Annotated in this window: 16 protein-coding genes, 1 tRNA gene and 1 pseudogene; 6 read left to right on the forward strand and 12 right to left on the reverse strand. The window is 74.8% G+C overall.

Annotated elements, in window-relative coordinates:
* The first annotated feature begins 187 nt into the window (after positions 1-187).
* Positions 188-1117 (forward strand): ribonuclease Z, encoded by a 930-nt coding sequence (locus GA0070610_RS22870; protein ID WP_089003677.1) that lies wholly within the window; start codon positions 188-190, stop codon positions 1115-1117.
* Positions 1114-1623 (forward strand): GNAT family N-acetyltransferase, encoded by a 510-nt coding sequence (locus GA0070610_RS22875; RefSeq protein ID WP_089001950.1) that lies wholly within the window; start codon positions 1114-1116, stop codon positions 1621-1623. Before GA0070610_RS22870 ends, GA0070610_RS22875 begins: the two co-directional genes overlap by 4 nt.
* 142 nt (positions 1624-1765) lie before the next feature.
* On the opposite strand, the gene GA0070610_RS22880 is transcribed toward GA0070610_RS22875, so the two are convergent.
* Both GA0070610_RS22880 and GA0070610_RS22885 read right to left on the reverse strand, forming a co-directional pair.
* The gene (locus tag GA0070610_RS22880; protein ID WP_089001951.1) at positions 1766-3136 is read right to left on the reverse strand and encodes a cystathionine beta-synthase; all 1371 of its coding nucleotides are present in this window, start codon (positions 3134-3136) and stop codon (positions 1766-1768) included.
* Between the two features lie 77 nt (positions 3137-3213).
* Entirely contained in the window at positions 3214-3570 is a 357-nt protein-coding gene (locus tag GA0070610_RS22885; protein WP_089001952.1) for a YkvA family protein, read from the reverse strand.
* Between the two features lie 148 nt (positions 3571-3718).
* Between GA0070610_RS22885 and GA0070610_RS22890 the strand changes: the two are divergent.
* The 3 genes and pseudogenes from GA0070610_RS22890 to GA0070610_RS22895 form a co-directional block, all read left to right on the forward strand.
* A pseudogene (locus tag GA0070610_RS22890) lies at positions 3719-4779 on the forward strand (SGNH/GDSL hydrolase family protein); the annotation flags it as partial.
* Complete coding sequence (locus tag GA0070610_RS30690; protein ID WP_101414210.1) at positions 4768-5571, forward strand: SGNH/GDSL hydrolase family protein; 804 nt, start codon at positions 4768-4770, stop codon at positions 5569-5571. The pseudogene GA0070610_RS22890 and the gene GA0070610_RS30690, both read left to right, overlap by 12 nt.
* A 114-nt stretch (positions 5572-5685) precedes the next feature.
* Positions 5686-6948, forward strand: a complete 1263-nt coding sequence (locus GA0070610_RS22895) for an acetyl-CoA C-acetyltransferase (RefSeq protein WP_089001953.1) — start codon at positions 5686-5688, stop codon at positions 6946-6948.
* A gap of 182 nt (positions 6949-7130) precedes the next feature.
* Here the strand turns inward: GA0070610_RS22895 and GA0070610_RS22900 are convergent, their stop codons facing one another.
* From GA0070610_RS22900 to GA0070610_RS22910, 3 genes are all read right to left on the reverse strand, one after another.
* Positions 7131-7451 carry a hypothetical protein gene (locus GA0070610_RS22900; protein ID WP_089001954.1) on the reverse strand — a complete coding sequence of 107 codons (321 nt, stop codon included), beginning with the start codon at positions 7449-7451 and terminating at the stop codon, positions 7131-7133.
* An 88-nt stretch (positions 7452-7539) separates the two neighbouring features.
* On the reverse strand, positions 7540-8355 hold the full coding sequence (locus GA0070610_RS22905) for a Bax inhibitor-1/YccA family protein (RefSeq protein ID WP_089001955.1): 816 nt from the start codon (positions 8353-8355) through the stop codon (positions 7540-7542).
* Between the two features lie 110 nt (positions 8356-8465).
* Positions 8466-8546: transfer RNA gene (locus GA0070610_RS22910), tRNA-Leu, on the reverse strand.
* Between the two features lie 102 nt (positions 8547-8648).
* Between GA0070610_RS22910 and GA0070610_RS22915 the strand changes: the two genes are divergently transcribed.
* Entirely contained in the window at positions 8649-10481 is a 1833-nt protein-coding gene (locus GA0070610_RS22915; protein ID WP_089001956.1) for a hypothetical protein, read from the forward strand.
* A gap of 129 nt (positions 10482-10610) precedes the next feature.
* Here GA0070610_RS22915 and GA0070610_RS22920 read toward each other — a convergent pair whose 3' ends face one another.
* The 7 genes from GA0070610_RS22920 to GA0070610_RS22950 all read right to left on the reverse strand — a co-directional run bounded on the left by GA0070610_RS22920 (position 10611) and on the right by GA0070610_RS22950 (position 17313).
* Complete coding sequence (locus GA0070610_RS22920; protein WP_089001957.1) at positions 10611-11942, reverse strand: NAD(P)/FAD-dependent oxidoreductase; 1332 nt, start codon at positions 11940-11942, stop codon at positions 10611-10613.
* 104 nt (positions 11943-12046) lie between these two features.
* Complete coding sequence (locus GA0070610_RS22925) at positions 12047-12607, reverse strand: hypothetical protein (protein ID WP_089001958.1); 561 nt, start codon at positions 12605-12607, stop codon at positions 12047-12049.
* Between the two features lie 114 nt (positions 12608-12721).
* Positions 12722-14128: a DUF58 domain-containing protein gene (locus tag GA0070610_RS22930; protein WP_089001959.1), complete on the reverse strand. Its 1407-nt coding sequence runs from the start codon at positions 14126-14128 to the stop codon at positions 12722-12724.
* The gene (locus tag GA0070610_RS22935; protein WP_089001960.1) at positions 14128-15132 is read right to left on the reverse strand and encodes an AAA family ATPase; all 1005 of its coding nucleotides are present in this window, start codon (positions 15130-15132) and stop codon (positions 14128-14130) included. The genes GA0070610_RS22930 and GA0070610_RS22935 overlap by 1 nt, the downstream gene beginning before the upstream one ends.
* Positions 15129-15710: a hypothetical protein gene (locus GA0070610_RS22940; RefSeq protein ID WP_089001961.1), complete on the reverse strand. Its 582-nt coding sequence runs from the start codon at positions 15708-15710 to the stop codon at positions 15129-15131. The genes GA0070610_RS22935 and GA0070610_RS22940 overlap by 4 nt, the downstream gene beginning before the upstream one ends.
* A 64-nt stretch (positions 15711-15774) precedes the next feature.
* Positions 15775-16521 carry a DUF4129 domain-containing protein gene (locus tag GA0070610_RS22945; protein ID WP_089001962.1) on the reverse strand — a complete coding sequence of 249 codons (747 nt, stop codon included), beginning with the start codon at positions 16519-16521 and terminating at the stop codon, positions 15775-15777.
* Positions 16522-16599: 78 nt separating this feature from the next.
* Positions 16600-17313 carry a uracil-DNA glycosylase gene (locus tag GA0070610_RS22950; protein WP_089001963.1) on the reverse strand — a complete coding sequence of 238 codons (714 nt, stop codon included), beginning with the start codon at positions 17311-17313 and terminating at the stop codon, positions 16600-16602.
* Positions 17314-17329 lie beyond the last annotated feature (16 nt).

Consider the following 17329-nt stretch of genomic DNA (forward strand, 5'->3'; position numbering starts at 1 on the left):
AAACTCGTCCGCCGCGAGGCGGGCACAGCACCATCGTCGAGACCGTGTGGCAGCGGTGCGGCGAAACCACGACAGCCACCCGACCCCCGGGGTGCCGGCCCAGTCCAGCCGGCCCGCGCGCGAGCGCGGAAGCCCCGGGGGTCGACCCTTCTCCGCGGCCGGGTGGCCGACGCAGCCGGAGGTCACCGTGTCGATGCGCGAGCTGGTGGTGCTCGGGACGGCCAGTCAGGCCCCCACCCGGCAGCGCAACCACAACGGGTACGTGCTGCGCTGGGACGACGAGGTGATCCTCTTCGACCCGGGCGAGGGCAGCCAGCGGCAACTCCTGCACACCACGGTCACCGCCACGGACCTGACCCGGATCTGCGTCACCCACTTCCACGGCGACCACTGCCTCGGCCTGCCCGGCACCATCCAGCGGCTCTCCCTGGACCGGGTGCCGCACCCGGTGGCGGTGCACTTCCCGGCCGGCGGCGCGGAATACTTCGCGCGCCTGCGGCACGCCTCCAGCTTCCACGAGACCGCCGAGCTGCGCGTCGAGCCGATCGAGACCGACGGGCAGCGCATCGCGCTGGGCGTCGGCACGCTGGAGGCCCGCCGGCTGCGGCACCCGATCGAGACGTACGGCTACCGGCTCGTCGAGCCCGACGGCTGCCGGATGCTGCCGGAGCGGCTGGCCGCGTACGGCATCGCCGGGCCGGCGGTCGGGGAGCTGATCCGCGTCGGCCACCTCGACCTCGACGGGCGTCGCGTCACCCGCGAGGAGGTGAGCGTGCCCCGGCCCGGGCAGCGCTTCGCCTTCGTCATGGACACCGGCCTCTGCGACGGGGTGTACGCCCTCGCCGAGCACGCCGACCTGCTGGTCATCGAGTCGACGTTCCTCGACTCGGAGGCCGCGCTCGCCGCCGAGGTCGGTCACCTCACGGCGGGCCAGGCCGCGCGGGTGGCGGCCGAGTCGGGCGTACGCCGGCTCGTGCTGACCCACTTCTCCCAGCGGTACGCCGACCCGGCCCGCTTCGCCGACGAGGCCCGCGCACACTTCGACGGCGACCTGGTGATCGCCGAGGACCTGACGACCGTGCAGGTCCCGCCCCGGCGGGTAGCCTCGGCCGGGTGACGGTCACCCTGCGCCCCGCCACCGTCGACGACCTGCTGACGGTGGGCGCGCTGCACCAGCGTTCCCGGGTCGCCGCCTACTCGGCCTTCCTCCCGGCGCGGGCGCTGGCCGAGCCGACGCCCGAGGCGATGGGCGCCTACTGGACCGAGCGCTGGACGTGGGAGCGCGACGAGCACCGGATGACCGTGGCCGAGCGCGACTGCCGACTGGTCGGGTTCAGCTACCTCGGCCCGGATGACGAGGGCGACCCGGCGACCGGCCTGCTCAACGCCATCCACCTCGAACCCGCCGAGCGCGGGCGGGGCACCGGCCGCGCCCTGATGGTCGACGCGCTGGACGCCATGCGCGTACGCGGCTGGTCCCGCGCGGTGCTCTGGGTGCTGCGGGACAACGCGCACGCCCGGGCCTTCTACGAGCGCGGCGGTTGGACCCTCACCGGCACCGAACGCGACGAACACATCGGCCCGGCGGTCGTGCCCCAGCTCCGGTACGCCCGCCGGCTCTGACCGCCGGCGACTCTGCGGGGCCGGCGGCCGTCACTGCCCGTCGCGGTCCGCGTGCCCCCGCTGTGAACCGGCGGGCCTCCGAGCGCACGACGAGGGCCCTCTCCCGGCCGGGAGAGGGCCCTCGTGCGGACGTCCGTCCGGGTCAGCGGGCGCCGAGGTGGGCCAGCAGGTCCTGGCGGGTGAGCACACCCTTGGGCTTGCCGTCGACCAGCACCAGGGCGGCGTCGGCTTTCTCCAGCAGGCCGACCGCCTCGCTCACCGGCTGCCCGCCACCGATCATCGGCAGCGGCTCGGCCATGTGCCGCTCGATGGTGTCGTGCAGGTGCGCCTGGCCGGTGAAGAGCGCGTCGAGCAGGTCCTTCTCGGCGATCGAGCCGGCCACCTCGCCGGTGACCACCGGGGGCTCGGCCTTGAGCACCGGAAGCTGCGAGACGCCGTACTCGCGCATGTAGTCGATCGCGTCCCGGACCGTCTCGGTCGGGTGCACGTGCACCAGCTCGGGCAGGCCGCCCGGCTTGCCGGCGAGCGCGTCGGCGACCGTCGGCTCCGTGCCGGCGTTGTCCAGGAAGCCGTAGCGGGCCATCCAGCCGTCGTTGAAGATCTTGGACAGGTAGCCCTTGCCGCTGTCCGGCAGCAGCACCACGACCACGTCGTCCGGGCCCGCCTTGCGGGCCACCTCGAGGGCGGCCACCACGGCCATCCCGCAGGAGCCGCCGACCAGCAGCCCCTCCTCGCGCGCCAGCCGACGGGTCATCTCGAAGGACGCCTTGTCGGAGACCTCGATGATCTCGTCGGCGACCCCCCGGTCGTACGTCTCCGGCCAGAAGTCCTCGCCGACGCCCTCGACCAGGTAGGGCCGGCCGGTGCCGCCGGAGTAGACGGAGCCCTCCGGGTCGGCGCCGACGACCTGCACCCGGCCCTCCGAGGCCTCCTTCAGGTAGCGCCCGATGCCGGAGATGGTGCCGCCGGTGCCGACGCCCGCCACGAAGTGGGTGATCTCGCCCCCGGTCTGCTCCCACAGCTCGGGCCCCGTGGTCTCGTAGTGCGAGCGCGGGTTGGCCGGGTTGCTGTACTGGTTGGGCTTCCAGGCGCCGGGGATCTCCCGGGCCAGACGGTCCGAGACGTTGTAGTAGGAGCGCGGGTCCTCCGGGGCCACGGCGGTCGGGCAGACCACCACCTCGGCGCCGTACGCCCGCAGCACGTCCTGCTTGTCCTGGCTGACCTTGTCGGGGCAGACGAAGACGCACTTGTAGCCCCGCAGCTGTGCCACCAGCGCCAGGCCGACGCCGGTGTTGCCGCTGGTCGGCTCGACGATCGTGCCCCCCGGCTGGAGGAGGCCCGCCTTCTCCGCGTCCTCCACCATCCGCAGGGCGATCCGGTCCTTCACCGAGCCGCCCGGGTTGAGGTACTCCACCTTCGCCAGGACGGTGGCCTGGATCCCGGCCGTGACGTTGCGCAGCCGTACCAGCGGGGTGTTGCCGATCAGCTCGACGACGTTGTCGTAGTACCGCACCTCGTTGTGCCCTTCTCCTCCGGCGCCGCCGGCGGCGGCCGGGCAGACGTCTTCTCGACGCCCCAGGGTACGTGGGTTCAGGACGCCACGTGTCCGGGGATCACCGAGCTGCGCCGGGCCTCCCACTCCAGGAACCGCTCGGTCTCGGCCAGCACGCTGCCGGCCAGCCACGTCACCATGACCGCGTCGTCAGCCAGTCCGAAGATCGCCAGCGGGATCTCCGGAAGCAGGTCCACCGGCGAGACGATGTACGCCGTCGCCGCGGTCATGAGGGCCAGCCGCAGGCCGCCGTCGTACTCCCCCCGGGTGGTCGCCCGGATCATCCGGGGCAGCGCGCCCAGCCGCGCCCCGAGCGACGGCCCGCCCCGCGCCCCGGCCGCCAGGGCCCGGGCCAGCGCGCTGAACGCCGCGGTGCGCTTCAATGTCTTCCCCATGTTCGGCCCCTCTCCACGTGCCAGGATGACGCGTCGGCGCAACCGCCCTCCGGTCACCCGTACAGATACCCAGGACCGTCGACTTCCAGGCACCCGCGAGCCGGCACGACGACAGCGGCGTGTCGTGCCGGCGCGATAATGTCGCTGTATGGGGGTCGCTGGTTCCGTCGTCCCGGTTGGTTCGCGCTGGCAGCGCGCCCGGCAGGTCGCCCGCCTCGCGGCGATCGGCACGGGTGCCACCGCGGCGGCCGCGGTCGCGACCGGCGGTGTGCTCCTCGGGCAGGCCCGGCAGGCCCGCCGCACGATCCCGATGGCGGAGGCACCGCCGCCGCGCTGCGACGGCGTCTACGGCGCGAAGCTGCCCGGCCCGCCGGTCACGGTCGTCGTGCTGGGCGACTCGTCGGCCGCCGGCTACGGCGTGCACCGCCGCCGGGAGACGCCCGGCGCCCTGCTCGCCACCGGCCTGTCCCGCCGCCTGCAACGCCCCGTCCGGCTGCACCGCTTCGCCGTGGTCGGCGCCATCTCGGCCGTGCTGCGCCACCAGGTGGAGGCGGCCCTGGAGTGCCGGCCCGACGTCGCGGTGATCCTGATCGGCGGCAACGACGTGACCAACCGCACCCCGTTCGCCCTGGCGGTGCGCTATTTGGTCGAGGCGGTCCGCACGCTGCGCGCCGCCGGCTGCGAGGTGGTCGTCGGCACCTGCCCCGACCTGGGCACGATCCAGCCGATCCGGCCGCCGCTGCGCTGGCTGGCCCGCCGCTGGGGCCGGCAGCTCGCCGCCGCGCAGACGGTCGCCGTGGTCGAGGCCGGCGGCTGGACGGTCTCCCTCGGCGACCTGCTTGGGCCCCGATTCGCGGCCGAGCCGACCCGGATGTTTGCCTGGGACCGGTTCCACCCCTCGGCGGAGGGCTACGCCGTGGCCGCCGCCGCGCTGCTGCCGACCGTGCTCTCCGCGCTCGGCGCGGGGCAGGAACGGCGTCCGACCCTCCTGCGGGGCGAGGGCGTACGGTCGCTGCCGCAGGCCGCGCAGGAGGCGGCCCGCCACGCGGGCACCGAGGTGAGCGGCACCCGGGTCCAGGGGCGCGAGCGCGGCCCCGCCGGCCGGTGGGCGCAACTGCGCCGACGGGCCTTCTTCGGTGTCGGCGCGGTGCCGCAGCCCGGCCCAGCCGCCGACTCACCCACACTGGAGGGACTGGCATGAGCGAGCGCTTCATCCCCTCGGGGCTCGCCAACCGACTGGGCCGGGCGGCGACGCTCAGCCTCATCGCCGGCACGGTCGGCGGCGCCGCCGTCCTGGCCGGGCAGGCCTTCGCCGCCCGGCACCGCCGGTACGCCCAGCCGGAGCTGGCGCTCGCCCTGCGCGCCACGGTCGGGCGCGCCGACGCGCCGCCGCTGCGGCTGGTGCTGCTCGGCGACTCGTCCGCCCTCGGCGTCGGGGTCGGCCGCCTCGACGAGACCATCGGCGGGCAGCTGGCCAACCTGCTCGCCGAGGGCCCGAACGGCCGCCGGGTGCACCTGTCCAGCGTCGGCGTCTCCGGCTCCCGCTCGACGGACCTGGCCACCCAGGTGGCCCGGGCGCTGCTCGGTGAGCGTCCCGACGTGGCGGTGATCCTGATCGGGGCCAACGACGCCACCACCCTGCGTCGCCCGGTGGAGGCCGCCGCCTACCTCGGGGCGGCCGTGCACCGGCTGCGCGAGGCCCGGGTCGAGGTCGTCGTCGGCACGTGCCCCGACCTGGGCGCCGTACGCGCGATCGCCCCGCCGCTGCGCAACGTGGTCGGCTGGTCGGGGCGGCGGGTGGCCCGCGCCCAGACGGCGGCGGTGCTCGACGCCGGCGGCACCGTCGTCGACCTGGCCACCGAGACCGGGGCGGTGTTCCGGGCCGACGCCGGCACGCTGTGCCACGACGGCTACCACCCCTCCGCCGACGGCTACCGGGTCTGGGCGCACGCCCTGCTCCCGGCCGTCGCCGCCGCCGCGGCGGTCGCCTCCCGGCACTGACCAGTCGTCGCGGGCGTGACATCTCCCGGCCGGCGGGCCAGCCGCTGCCGGCGTGACATTTCCCGGCCGGCGGGCAGCTTCCACCCGAAGTTACCGACGGGTTAACGTTGGTTCATGCCGACTGAGTCGTCCCGCGACGCCGTCATCGTCGCCACCGCCCGCTCCCCCATCGGCCGGGCGCACAAGGGATCCCTGCGCGACGTCCGCCCGGACGACCTCGCCGCGACCATCGTGCGGGCCGCCCTGGACAAGGTTCCCCAGCTCGACCCGACCGAGATCGACGACCTCTACCTGGGGTGCGGTCTGCCCGGCGGCGAGCAGGGCTTCAACATGGCCCGGGTGGTCGCCACCCTGATGGGCCTGGACACGCTGCCCGGCGCGACGCTCACCCGCTACTGCGCGTCCTCGTTGCAGACGACCCGGATGGCGATGCACGCGATCCGGGCCGGCGAGGGCGACGTGTTCATCTCCGCCGGCGTCGAGACCGTCTCCCGGTACGCCCGCGGCAGCTCCGACGGGCTGCCGAAGGAGGCGCAGGCGCTGGTGGGCGGCGGTTGGGAGAACCCGCGCTTCGCCGCCGCCACCGAGCGTTCCCAGGCCCGCGCCCAGGGTGGGGCCCCCGTCTGGACCGACCCGCGCGAGGCCGGCGAGCTGCCGGACATCTACCTGACCATGGGTCAGACCGCCGAGAACCTGGCCCAGGTGTACGACGTGAGCCGCGCCGACATGGACGAGTTCGGCGTACGCAGCCAGAACCTCGCCGAGAAGGCGATCGCCGACGGCTTCTGGGCCCGGGAGATCACCCCGGTCACCACGCCGGACGGCACGGTGGTCGACACCGACGACGGCCCGCGCGCCGGGGTCACCCTGGAGGCGGTGTCCGGGCTGAAGCCGGTGTTCCGCCCCGACGGCCGCGTCACCGCCGGCAACTGCTGCCCGCTCAACGACGGCGCCGCCGCCGTGGTGATCATGAGCGCCCAGCGGGCCCGGGACCTCGGGATCACGCCGCTGGCCCGGATCGTCTCCACCGGCGTGACCGCCCTCTCGCCGGAGATCATGGGCCTCGGCCCGGTCGAGGCCACCCGGCAGGCGCTCAAGCGGGCCGGCATGACCATCGACGACGTCGACCTGGTGGAGATCAACGAGGCGTTCGCGGCGCAGGTGATCCCCTCCTACCGCCAGCTCGACATCCCGCTGGAGAAGCTGAACGTCATGGGCGGCGCGATCGCCGTCGGCCACCCGTTCGGCATGACCGGCGCCCGCATCACCGGCACTCTGCTCAACGCCCTGGACTGGCACGACAAGACGATCGGCCTGGAGACCATGTGCGTCGGCGGCGGCCAGGGCATGGCCATGGTCGTCGAGCGCCTGAGCTGAACGTACGCGCGAGCACGGGCTTCCCTGGCGAGCGCAACCTGGCGCATGCTCCACGCGGCGGGCTGCGACGCGGCGCAGGGCTGGTCTGGGCGGTGAGACCGTTCCGAGCGGACCTCGCCGCCCGGCCGTAGCCCCGACGTCCCGCGCGGGTCGCGCCCGAGGTCCTGCGGGCCGCCGTCCCCCTAGAGAGGGTCGCGGGTCGCCGTCACCTCGGCGGCGGCCCGCGCCAGCATCTCGGGCGGCGGCGCGGCGGCGACCAGGTCGGCGGCCACCACCCGGAGCTGGTCGGGCAACGCCAGGTCGTTGTCGAGCCGGGGCACCGCCCGCCGGGGCCCGCCCTCCGCGTCGGCGGCCAGGTTCGCGATCTCCTGCACCAGCCGGTGCACGAGATCGGCGCGGGACACGTTGCCACCGGCGGCCACCGCCGCCCAGCGGGGCTGCTGCCAGTGCCCGACCTGACGCACCAACAGCTCCACCGCCCGCTCCAGCTCCCCACCGCCCACGCCACGAGTCTAAGGTGGGTGGGTGGGACGCGACGGCGCCCGCCCTCGCGGGTGCGGGGGCGGGCGCCGTCGGACGGGCGGGCGAGGGTCAGTCGTCGCCCTGGAAGTAGCTCAGCAGGCGCAGGATCTCGATGTAGAGCCAGACCAGGCTGACCAGGATGCCGAAGGCGGCGACCCAGGAGTAGCGCTGGGGCAGCCCCATCCGGACGCCGTCCTCGACCTCCTTGAAGCTGAGCACGAAGCTCAGCGCGGCGACGACGATGCAGACCAGGCTGAAGCCGATCGCCAGCGGGCTGCCGTCGCGCAGCCCGGTGTTGACGCCGAAGAGCGCGAACACGAGGTTGATCAGCATGACGGCGAAGAGACCCGCCATCACGGCGATCATGCCCTTGACGAACTTCGGGGTCGCCCGGATGACCTTCGCCTTGTAGAGGATGGCCATCACGAAGAAGACACCGAACGTGGCGGTCACCGCCTGGACCACGATGCCGTCGTAGAGCGACTCGAAGAACTTGCTGACCATGCCGACGAAGACGCCCTCGACGACGGCGTACGCGACGACCAGCGCCGGGTTCGCCATCCGGGAGAACGAGATGACCAGACCCAGGACCAGGCCGACCACCGCCGCGCCGATCCAGGCCGCGCCGAGCAGGGCGTCCGGCACCAGCACCCACGCGGCCGCGGCGGAGATGCCGAGGATGCCCAGGAGCGTGACGGTCTTGACCACCACGTCGTCGATCGACATGGTGTTGACGGTCGGCGGGGCCGCCGGGTAGCCGGCCTCCGTCGGGTACTGCTGTGGATAGCCGGGCTGTCCGTACGGCCCGGTCGGGGCGTACCCGGCGGAGCGCTCCCGCTCGGCCGCCTGGCCGAGCCGGGCGAGCACCGGGTTCGAAGTCTTCACTGTCAGGCCTCCCTCAGGGGGTCGTTGCACGTGAACGTGCACCCACAAGAGTAAACGCCCAGGGCAGTCCCGTGGAGATCGCCAAGCTGAGCGGAAGCTGAGAGTGGGCGTGCCCGGGGCGGGGGTCGAACCCGCACGCCTTGCGGCAGCCGCTTTTAAGGCGGCCGTGTCTGCCGTTCCACCACCCGGGCGGGTGACACCACGCGGGTCGACACGCGTGGTGCAGTGTCACGTTAGCGGGTCGGCGGCGGCCCGGCGTACCCCGGCGTCCGGGTCGCACTAGGGTCGAGACCGTGAGCAGCACAGCCCCCACGGCCCCCGACGCCGTCCCTGACCAGGCTGTCGTCGCCACCGACCGCCCCGCCCGCCGGCTCCGGCCGGCGCGACTGCTGGCCGCCGTCCACCGCCGCCGGACGGACGTCACCGTCGCACTGACCTTCGTGGCGCTGGCCGGGTGGCTCACCCACGGGCTCTGGCCCGACCCGGCGGCCCGGGTCCTCGCGCTCAACCCGGAGGACCAGGCCCTCTACGAGTGGTTCCTCGCCGTCGACTCGCGGGCGCTGCTCGGCGACTTCGACCTGCTCACCGGGCGGCTCAACGCGCCCGACGGGGTCAACCTGATGACCAACACCACGGTCATCGCGCTCGGCGTGCTCTTCGCCCCGGTGACCCTGCTGCTGGGCGCGCCGGTCAGCTTCGCCCTGCTGGCCCTGGCGAACCTGGCCGGCACCGCGATCGCCTGGTACCTGCTCTTCACCCGGGTCCTGCGCGCCCGCCGGCTCGCCGCCGCGCTCGGGGCGGCGCTGTGCGGCTTCGGCCCGGGGATGGTCTCGCAGACCAACAGCCACCTGCACATGACGGCGCAGTGGCTGGTTCCGGTGATCGTCTGGCTCGTGGTCCGCCTGCTGCGCGCCGCCGACCCGGCGCGCGGCGACGACGGGCCGGACCGCCGGCGGATGGTCAGCTCGGCCGTCGGCCTGGCTGCGGCGGTCACCGCGCAGGTCTTCGTCGGCGAGGAGGTGCTCTTCCTCTGCGCGGTCACGCTGCTGGTGATGGCGGTCACCTACACGGTGGCGGACCGGAACCTGGCCCGACGCGCCCTACCCGGCTTCGCCGGCGGGATGGCGCTCGCCACCGGGCTCGCCCTGCTCGTACTGGCCTGGCCGCTCTGGTTCCAGTTCGCCGGCCCGCAGGGCGTCGCGGACGGCATGTTCAGCCCGCACTACTTCTCCGCGGATCTGCGCAGCTGGTGGACGATCTCGCCGCTGTCCGTCGCGGGTGACGACGACGCCGCCCGGCTGACCACGGGGCCGGCCGAGTACAACACGTTCCTCGGGCTGCCCCTGCTGGTGGTCGCCGCCGCCTGCGCGCTCTGGCTGGGCCGTCGCCCCCTGGTCGTCGCGTGCGTGGCCGGCACGCTGGTGACGGGGGCGCTGTCGCTCGGCCCCCGGGTGGTCGTCGACAGCGAACGCACCGCCGTGCCGGGCCCGTACGCCCTGCTCTCGGGACTGCCCGTGGTGGACGGTGCGCTACCGATGCGGTTCGCCCTCGCGGTGCTGCCGCTGGTGGCCACCCTGCTGGTGCTGGCGGTCGACCGGGCGCTGCGCGGCGCCGGCCTGGCCCGCCGCCTGGTGCCGGTGGCGGTGGGCGTGGCGTTGCTGCCGCTGCTGCCCACCCCGCTGCCCACGGCCGCGCGCCCGCCGCTGCCCGAGTTCGTCACCGGCGGGCACTGGCGCCAGTGCGTCGAGCCGGGCGGGGTGCTGGTGCCGGTGCCGCTCGCCACGCCCAAGCAGCCGTGGCCGATGCGCTGGGCGACCGCCGCCGACGCGGCGTTCGGCATGCCGGAGGGCTTCTTCATCGGCCCGTACGGCCGGGGTGGCACGGCGGCGATGGGCACCTACCCGCGGCCCACCTCGGCGCTGCTGGCCGAAGTGGGCAGGCGCGGCGGGCAGCCGGTCGTCGACGACGGCCAGCGCCAGCAGGCCGCCGAGGACGCGGACTTCTGGGGCGCCTCCTGCGTGGCCCTGGCCGTCGACACCCCGCACGCCGACAGCCTCCGCGGCACGCTGGAGCAGCTCTACGGGCCGGCGACCCGGATCGCCGACGCCTGGACCTGGCGCGTCTGACCTCACGCCGGGCCGCGCGGCCGCCGCGCCCGTCGACCGGCCGCAGATCACGCGAAAGGCCGCCAGGCCGGCCGTACGTGCGCGAAAGGCCCCTCCGCCCGGGGCGGAAGGGCCTTTCGCGTGACGCGGTCAGCGCCGGCCGGCGCCGACCGGCTGGGAGGCCTCGGCGAACTCCTCGCGCGGATCGTGCAGCTGCCCCAGGGCGACCACCTCCCGCTTGAGGAAGAACGCCAGGGTCCAGTCCACCACGACGCGGACCTTGCGGTTCAACGACGGGATCCGGCTCATGTGGTACGTCCGGTGCATGAACCACGCCGGCCAGCCGGTCATCTTGATCCCGTACACCTGGGCCACGCCCTTGTGCAGGCCGAGGCTCGCGACGCTGCCGGCGTGCTTGTGCTTGTACTCCACCGGCTCCCGGCCGCGTACGACGTTGACGATGTTGTCGGCCATCCGGGCGGCCTGACGGACGGCGTGCTGGGCGCTCGGCGAGCAGTAGTTGCCGGGCTCCTTGGTCAGGTCCGGCACGGCCGCGCAGTCACCGGCGCTCCACGCGCCCTCGACCACCCGGTCGCCGTCGACCACCTGGAGGGTCGGCAGGCACGTGACCCGACGCCGCTCGTCGCGCGGGAAGTCCGTCGCGTCCAGCATCGGCGACGGCTTCACGCCGGCCGTCCAGACGATGGTGTCGGAGCGGAAGCTGTCGCCGTCGGAGAGCTTCACGACCCCGTCGAGGCAGGACTCGAGGCGGGTGTCCAGCCTGATGTCCATGTTCCGCTTGAGCAGCTGCTGCACCGTGTAGGCGCCCATGTCCCGATCCACCTCGGGCAGCACCCGCTGGGTCGCCTCGACCAGCACCCAGCGCATGTCCTCCGGCTTCAGCTCCGGGTAGTACTTCAGCGCGTCCCGGGCCATGTCCTCCATCTCGGCGAGCGCCTCGATGCCGGCGTACCCGCCGCCGACGAAGGTGAAGGTCAGCGCGGAGCGACGCACGGCCGGGTCGGGGGTGGCGGCGGCCACGTCGAGCCGGTCCAGCACGTGGTTGCGCAGGTAGATGGCCTCGCCGATGGTCTTGAAGCCGATGCCGTGCTCGTGCAGGCCGGGGATCGGCAGCGTCCGGGACACCGAGCCGGGGGCGACGACGACGTGGTCGTACGGGATCTCCCGGGTGGGGCCGCTGATGGGCTGCACCACGGCGGTCTTGCGGTCGTGGTCGATCCGCGTCACCGCGCCCGCCACCACCTTGCACCGGCGCAACTCCCGCCGCAGCGGCACCACGGAGTGCCGGGGCGAGATGTTGCCGGCCGCCGCCTCGGGCAGGAACGGCTGGTAGGTCATGTGGGGCTGAGGGTCCACCACGACGACCTCAGCCTCACGGGAGCTGAGCTTCTTCGACAGGCGCAGTGCCGCGTAGAGACCGACGTGCCCGGCACCCACCACAAGGATCCGCTTCGGGTTCACGTCATCTATCTTTCCCGGCGCGGCGCGGCTAATCCCGCCCGCGCCCCTTCTCTGTGACGGAGCACAACCCCTGTGACCTGCACGACTTCCCCCGAAAGGGGGCGTCACCTGCGGCGCAGCAGCCACCCCAGCAACGCCGCCACCGCCACCGCCACGAGCAGCCCGACCACCGTCGCCGCCTGGTGTCCGGTATCACCACCCAGCCCGCCGACCTCGACCAACAGCACACCGAGGACGAAGGTGGCCAGGAGCACCCCGCCGGCCCGGGCCAGCCACCGCACGATCAGGTCGGGATCGACCACCGCGTCGTACGGGAGCACGGCGGCCAGCGCGCAGAGGGTGTGGGTGAGGTAGAGCACCGCCGCCACGGCGAGCAGCCGCCAGAGGGCGATCGGCCGGCCGTAGCCGTCGGTGGCGACCAGCCAGCCGCCGACCGTGACCAGCGCCGCGAAGGTCGGCCAGACCCGGCGCGGCCCGACCGCCGGCAGCACCGCCACCGCCACGAGCGCGAGCAGCGGCTGGCCGAGGAGCACCTCGGAGGGGTACGCCAGCACGAGGCCGACCAGCACGGTGAGGAAGATGCCGGCGCGCACCAGCAGCGGCGTCAGGCTGATCCGGGCGGCGGCGTACCGCAGCGCCCGGACCCGTTCGGTGACGGCGTTCAACTGTGCCGCCTTTCGTTCGCGACCGCGGGACTCCGCTGCGCCGCGTTCCTCGCGCTCACCGGTGCCGCCTTTCGTTCGCGACCGCGGGACTCCGCTGCGCCGCGTTCCTCGCGCTCACCGGCCCACCCTCGGGGCGGTCGCCAGGCGGGCCACGTCCCGCAGCACCTCGTCGAGGCTGCCCGCGCCGGCCCAACGCACCACGGGCACCCCGTGCTCGCGCAGCTGCCCGATCATCGTGTCCCGGTCCAGCCGCCACAGCCGGTACGCCACCTCGGCCCAGCCCCGGTCCTTCGGCGGGGCGAGGTCCGCCGGCAGGGTGTCCACCGCGACCACGAACCGCCCGGAGCGCGCCAGCCGGGCCAGCATCTGTGCCGACCGCTCGTCGAGCAGCGGGGTGAGGACCACCACCAGCGCGTCGGCCGACAGCACCTGCGGGCCGAAGACCTGGTCGTACGGCTCGTGCGGCGAGGACTCGGCCCGCACCTCCAGCAGCCATTCCAGGACCGTGAGGTACTGCCGGCGACCGGTGGCGGGGCGCAGCCGCCGCGCGGCGGGGCCGTACTCGAGCATCGACACCCGGTCGCCGCGGTGCAGGTAGTGCTCGGCGATGGCGGCGGCGGCCCGCACGGTGGTGTCCAGTACGGAGGCGGCACCGGAGACACCGCCGGAGCGGCCGGCCTCGGCGAGCACGTCGAGCAGCACCACCACCTCGGCGTCGCGGTCGGAGAGGGTGGCCGCCACGTGCAGCTGCCGGGCGCGCAGCGAGACCCGCCAATCGATCCGGCGCAGCCGGTCCCCGGGGGCGAAGACCCGTACGCCGGCCAGCTCGCCGCCCTCGCCGGGCCGGCGCGAGTGGTGCGCGCCGACCAGGCCGGCGGCCCGGGGCATCGCCTCGACCGCGTCGAACGGCTCGGTCTTCGGGTAGACCCGCACCCGGGACGGCTCGGTGATCACGGCGCGGGAGACCAGCAGGCCCTGCGCGACGGCGACCCGGGCACCCGCCGGGCCGACGGGGTGCCGGCCCCAGCGCAGCGCCGTGCCGGTCAGCTCAAGGTCCACGGCCGCGGCGGTCGGTACGGCGGTCACGAAGGGCCGTTCCGCGACGGACGGGACAGCCGCCGACCGGGCGCCGGACGCCGCGGTGGCCCCGGCGATCGTCGCCCGCTCGACGCGCAGCCACGGCGAGATCCGGCTGCGCACCACCGCCACGTCGTAGTCGAGCTGGTCGGGGTTGCCGACGGTGACCGTGGCGGTCAGTTCGCCGCCCTCGACCAGGTGGCCGTCGTCGCCGGAGATCCAGACCTGCGGCAGGGCGGTCGGCCGGCGGCGCAGCGCGTACGCGGTGCCGAGCGCGAACGGGGCGGCCAGCACGACCAGGTCGACCCGGCCGAGCAGCACCCCCGCGATCAGCAGGAGCCCGGTGAGCAGGACCGCCCGACCGAGCGCCCCGGTGGGCACCCAGCCGGTCGCGGGCGGCGGCCCCGACGACTCGACCCGGGGCGGCACGGGGGACGCGACCATCAGCGCCCGTGGCCTGCGGCGTAGCTGGGCAGCGCACCGCTGGCGGGCGCCGGGGTCGCCTCCAGCACCTCACCGACCACGAAGGACGGATCGACGCGGCGCAGCCACATCTCGGGGCGCAGCGTGATCCGATGGGCGAGGGCGGGGGCGGCGACCTCCTTGACGTCCTCCGGCACCACGTAGTCGCGCCCGGCCATCACGGCCCGTACGCGCGCCAGCAGCAGCAGCGCCAGCGAGCCGCGCGGCGACGCGCCGACCAGCACCGACGGGTGCTCGCGGGTGGCGGCGGTCAGGGCGACGATGTAGCGGCCGACGGAGTCCTCCACCACCACGTCCTCCAGCGCGGCCTGCATGGCGCGCAGGGTCTCCGCGTCGACCACCGGCTTGATCTCGGCCTCCTCGCGGCGGCGGGCCATCCGCCGGCGCAGCACCTCCCACTCCTCGTCGGCCTCCGGGTAGCCGAAGGAGACCCGGAGCAGGAACCGGTCGAGTTGCGCCTCGGGCAGCGGGTAGGTGCCCTCGTACTCGATGGGGTTGGCGGTGGCCAGCACGTGGAACGGCTCGTCCAGCTTGTACGTCACGCCCTCCACCGAGACCTGCTTCTCCTGCATCGCCTCCAGCAGGGCCGACTGGGTCTTCGGCGGGGTCCGGTTGATCTCGTCGGCGAGCAGCAGGTTGGTGAAGACCGGGCCGGCCCGGAACGCGAAGTCGCCGCTGCGCTGGTCGTAGAGGAACGAGCCGGTCACGTCGGCCGGCAGCAGGTCGGGGGTGAACTGGAGCCGGCGGAAGTCCAGCCCGAGCGCCTGCGCGAAGGACCGCGCGGTCAGCGTCTTGCCGAGGCCCGGCAGGTCCTCCAGCAGCACGTGCCCGCCGGCCAGGATCCCGGCGAGGACCAGCTCCAGCGCGTCCCGCTTGCCGACCACGACCTGACCGACCGCCTCGAGCACCGACCGGGCGAGGTGGCCGACCTCGGCGGCGGGCATGCTGCGGTCCACGTCGTTCATATCTTCTCCAGTTCGGCGACGATCGCCGCGAGGTCGCGCGGCGACGGGGGGCGGCGGGAGGGGGTGCTGAGGAAGGTCCAGACCCGGTCGCCGAGCAGGGCGCGGGCCCGCTCCGGGTCGGATTCGCGGGTCAGGCCGTGGCGCTGGCGCAGCCGCTCGTCGGCCAGCTCGCCGATCCGCGGCAGGATCCGCTCGGCGAACCGCTCCCGGTCCCTCCCGGCCCAGTCCAGCGGCCGTTCCCAGCCGTTGATCGCGGCGCGCAGCGCGTCGCGGGCGCCCCAGTTCCAGGTGCCGTCGTCGTCGGTGGTGGCCGGCGCCCGGCCGCCGGAGCGGGGCGGGGGCGCCAGGGCGGCGACGACCCGGCGCACCAGGAACAGCGCGACCACCCCGGCGACGAGGACCGGCAGCGAGACCCGCAGGCCGACCACGCGCAGGCCGGCGACGAGCACGACCACGACGGCCGCCACGCCGGCCACGGTGCGCAGCACCCGACCGACCCGCCCGCCCCGGGACGGCTCGGCGGGTGCCGGTCGTTCCTCCTCGAAGCTCAGCAGGTCGTCGATGCTGGTGCTGCTCACCGCGCCACCTCGCCACGCCGGGCGGGCACCGGCCGCGCCCCGGCCACGCCGGCATCCGTCCCGGTCACGCGGGCACCTCGGCGTCGGCGTCGGCCACCACGGCGGCGAGCTCGCCGCGCAGCCGGCGCAGCGCGGCCCGGGCCTGGTCGCGGGTGTGCTCGTCGACCTCCCGGGTGGCGTACCGGGCCTTGCGGTAGACGTGTGCGAACTCGGCCAGCACGTCGGCGCTGACGATCGCGGGGACGCCCGCCGACGGGTCGCCCCGCAGCAGGCGGCTGACCAGGTCGGTCGGGGTGTCGCCAGCCAGCCGGGGCACGCCGGCCCCGGCGGCGGCCTCCTCCAGGCGGACCCAGCAGGCGATCACCGCCGTACGGGGGTCGGTGGCCCGGTCGTCCAACTCCTCCAGGCCGGCGTCGAGGGCGGCGGCCACCTCGCGGGCGGTGCCCTCGGGCGTACGCCGGGGCCGGCGGCCCGGCAACGCCCGGGTGGTGCGCCGCATCGCGCCCCGGACCAGCGTCCAGGTGAGGTAGCCGAACGCGCCGAGCAGCGCCAGCCCGAGCAGCCCGACGACGGCGGTGACGAGCCACCCCGGGATCCGCGCCCCGGTGGTTTCGGCGGTGTCGCGCGGCTCGACGGGGATCGAGGGGTCCGGCGCGGCGGTCGGATATTCCGGGACGTACGGGATGCTGTCGGTGGCGGGCGGGATCCGGCTCGCGCCGATCGACGAGTGGGCGGACGACAGCGCGGCGACGGCCAGCAGGAGCACCACCGCCGCGACCGGCCACCACCTGCGCAGGACGCTGATCTGCATCGCGGGTTACCTCCGGGCCACCAGGGCGGGTCGCACGGGCCGACGCGTTCCGTCCGTCATCGCCACCGCCCCCGCGCCTCAGTCCACCCCGGCCAGTGCCTTCGCCCGGGCGAACACGTCGTCCAGCATCCCTGGTGTCAGCCGCCCGGTGAAGGTGTTCTGCTGGCTGACGTGGTAGCAGCCGAGCAGTTCCGGTGCGCCCGTGCCGGACCAGTGTGCCCCATGGCCGAACGCCGGTCGCGGGCTGGGCGGTCGCAGACCGTACACCTGGCGCAGTACCGGCCACCACGAGGCCCACGCGAACGCGCCCAGCGCGACCACGACGCGCAGGGTGGGCCGGATCAGCGTCACCTCGCGGTGTAGCCACGGCGCGCACGTGTCCCGCTCCTCGGGGGTGGGCTTGTTGTCCGGCGGCGCGCAGCGCACGGCGGAGAAGATCCGCAGGTCCCGCAGGGTCAGGCCGTCGTCGGCGGCGACACTGGTCGGCTGGTTGGCCAGCCCGGCCCGGTGCAGCGCGGCGAACAGCACGTCGCCGGAGCGGTCGCCGGTGAAGATCCGGCCGGTGCGGTTGCCGCCGTGCGCGGCGGGCGCCAGGCCGAGGATGGCGATGCGCGCGCCGGCGACGCCGAGACCGGGCACCGGCCGCCCCCAGTACTCCTGGTCGCGGAAGGCCGCCCGGCGGACCCGGGCCACCTCCTCCCGCCACCGCACCAGCCGCGGGCAGGCGAAGCAGTCACTGACGGCGGCGTCGAGGTCAGCCAGGTCGGTCGCCCGCGCGGCGCGGGCGACCACCTCGTCGGGCGTACGG

It is taken from the genome of Micromonospora echinofusca (assembly GCF_900091445.1).
GTDB lineage: Bacteria > Actinomycetota > Actinomycetes > Mycobacteriales > Micromonosporaceae > Micromonospora > Micromonospora echinofusca.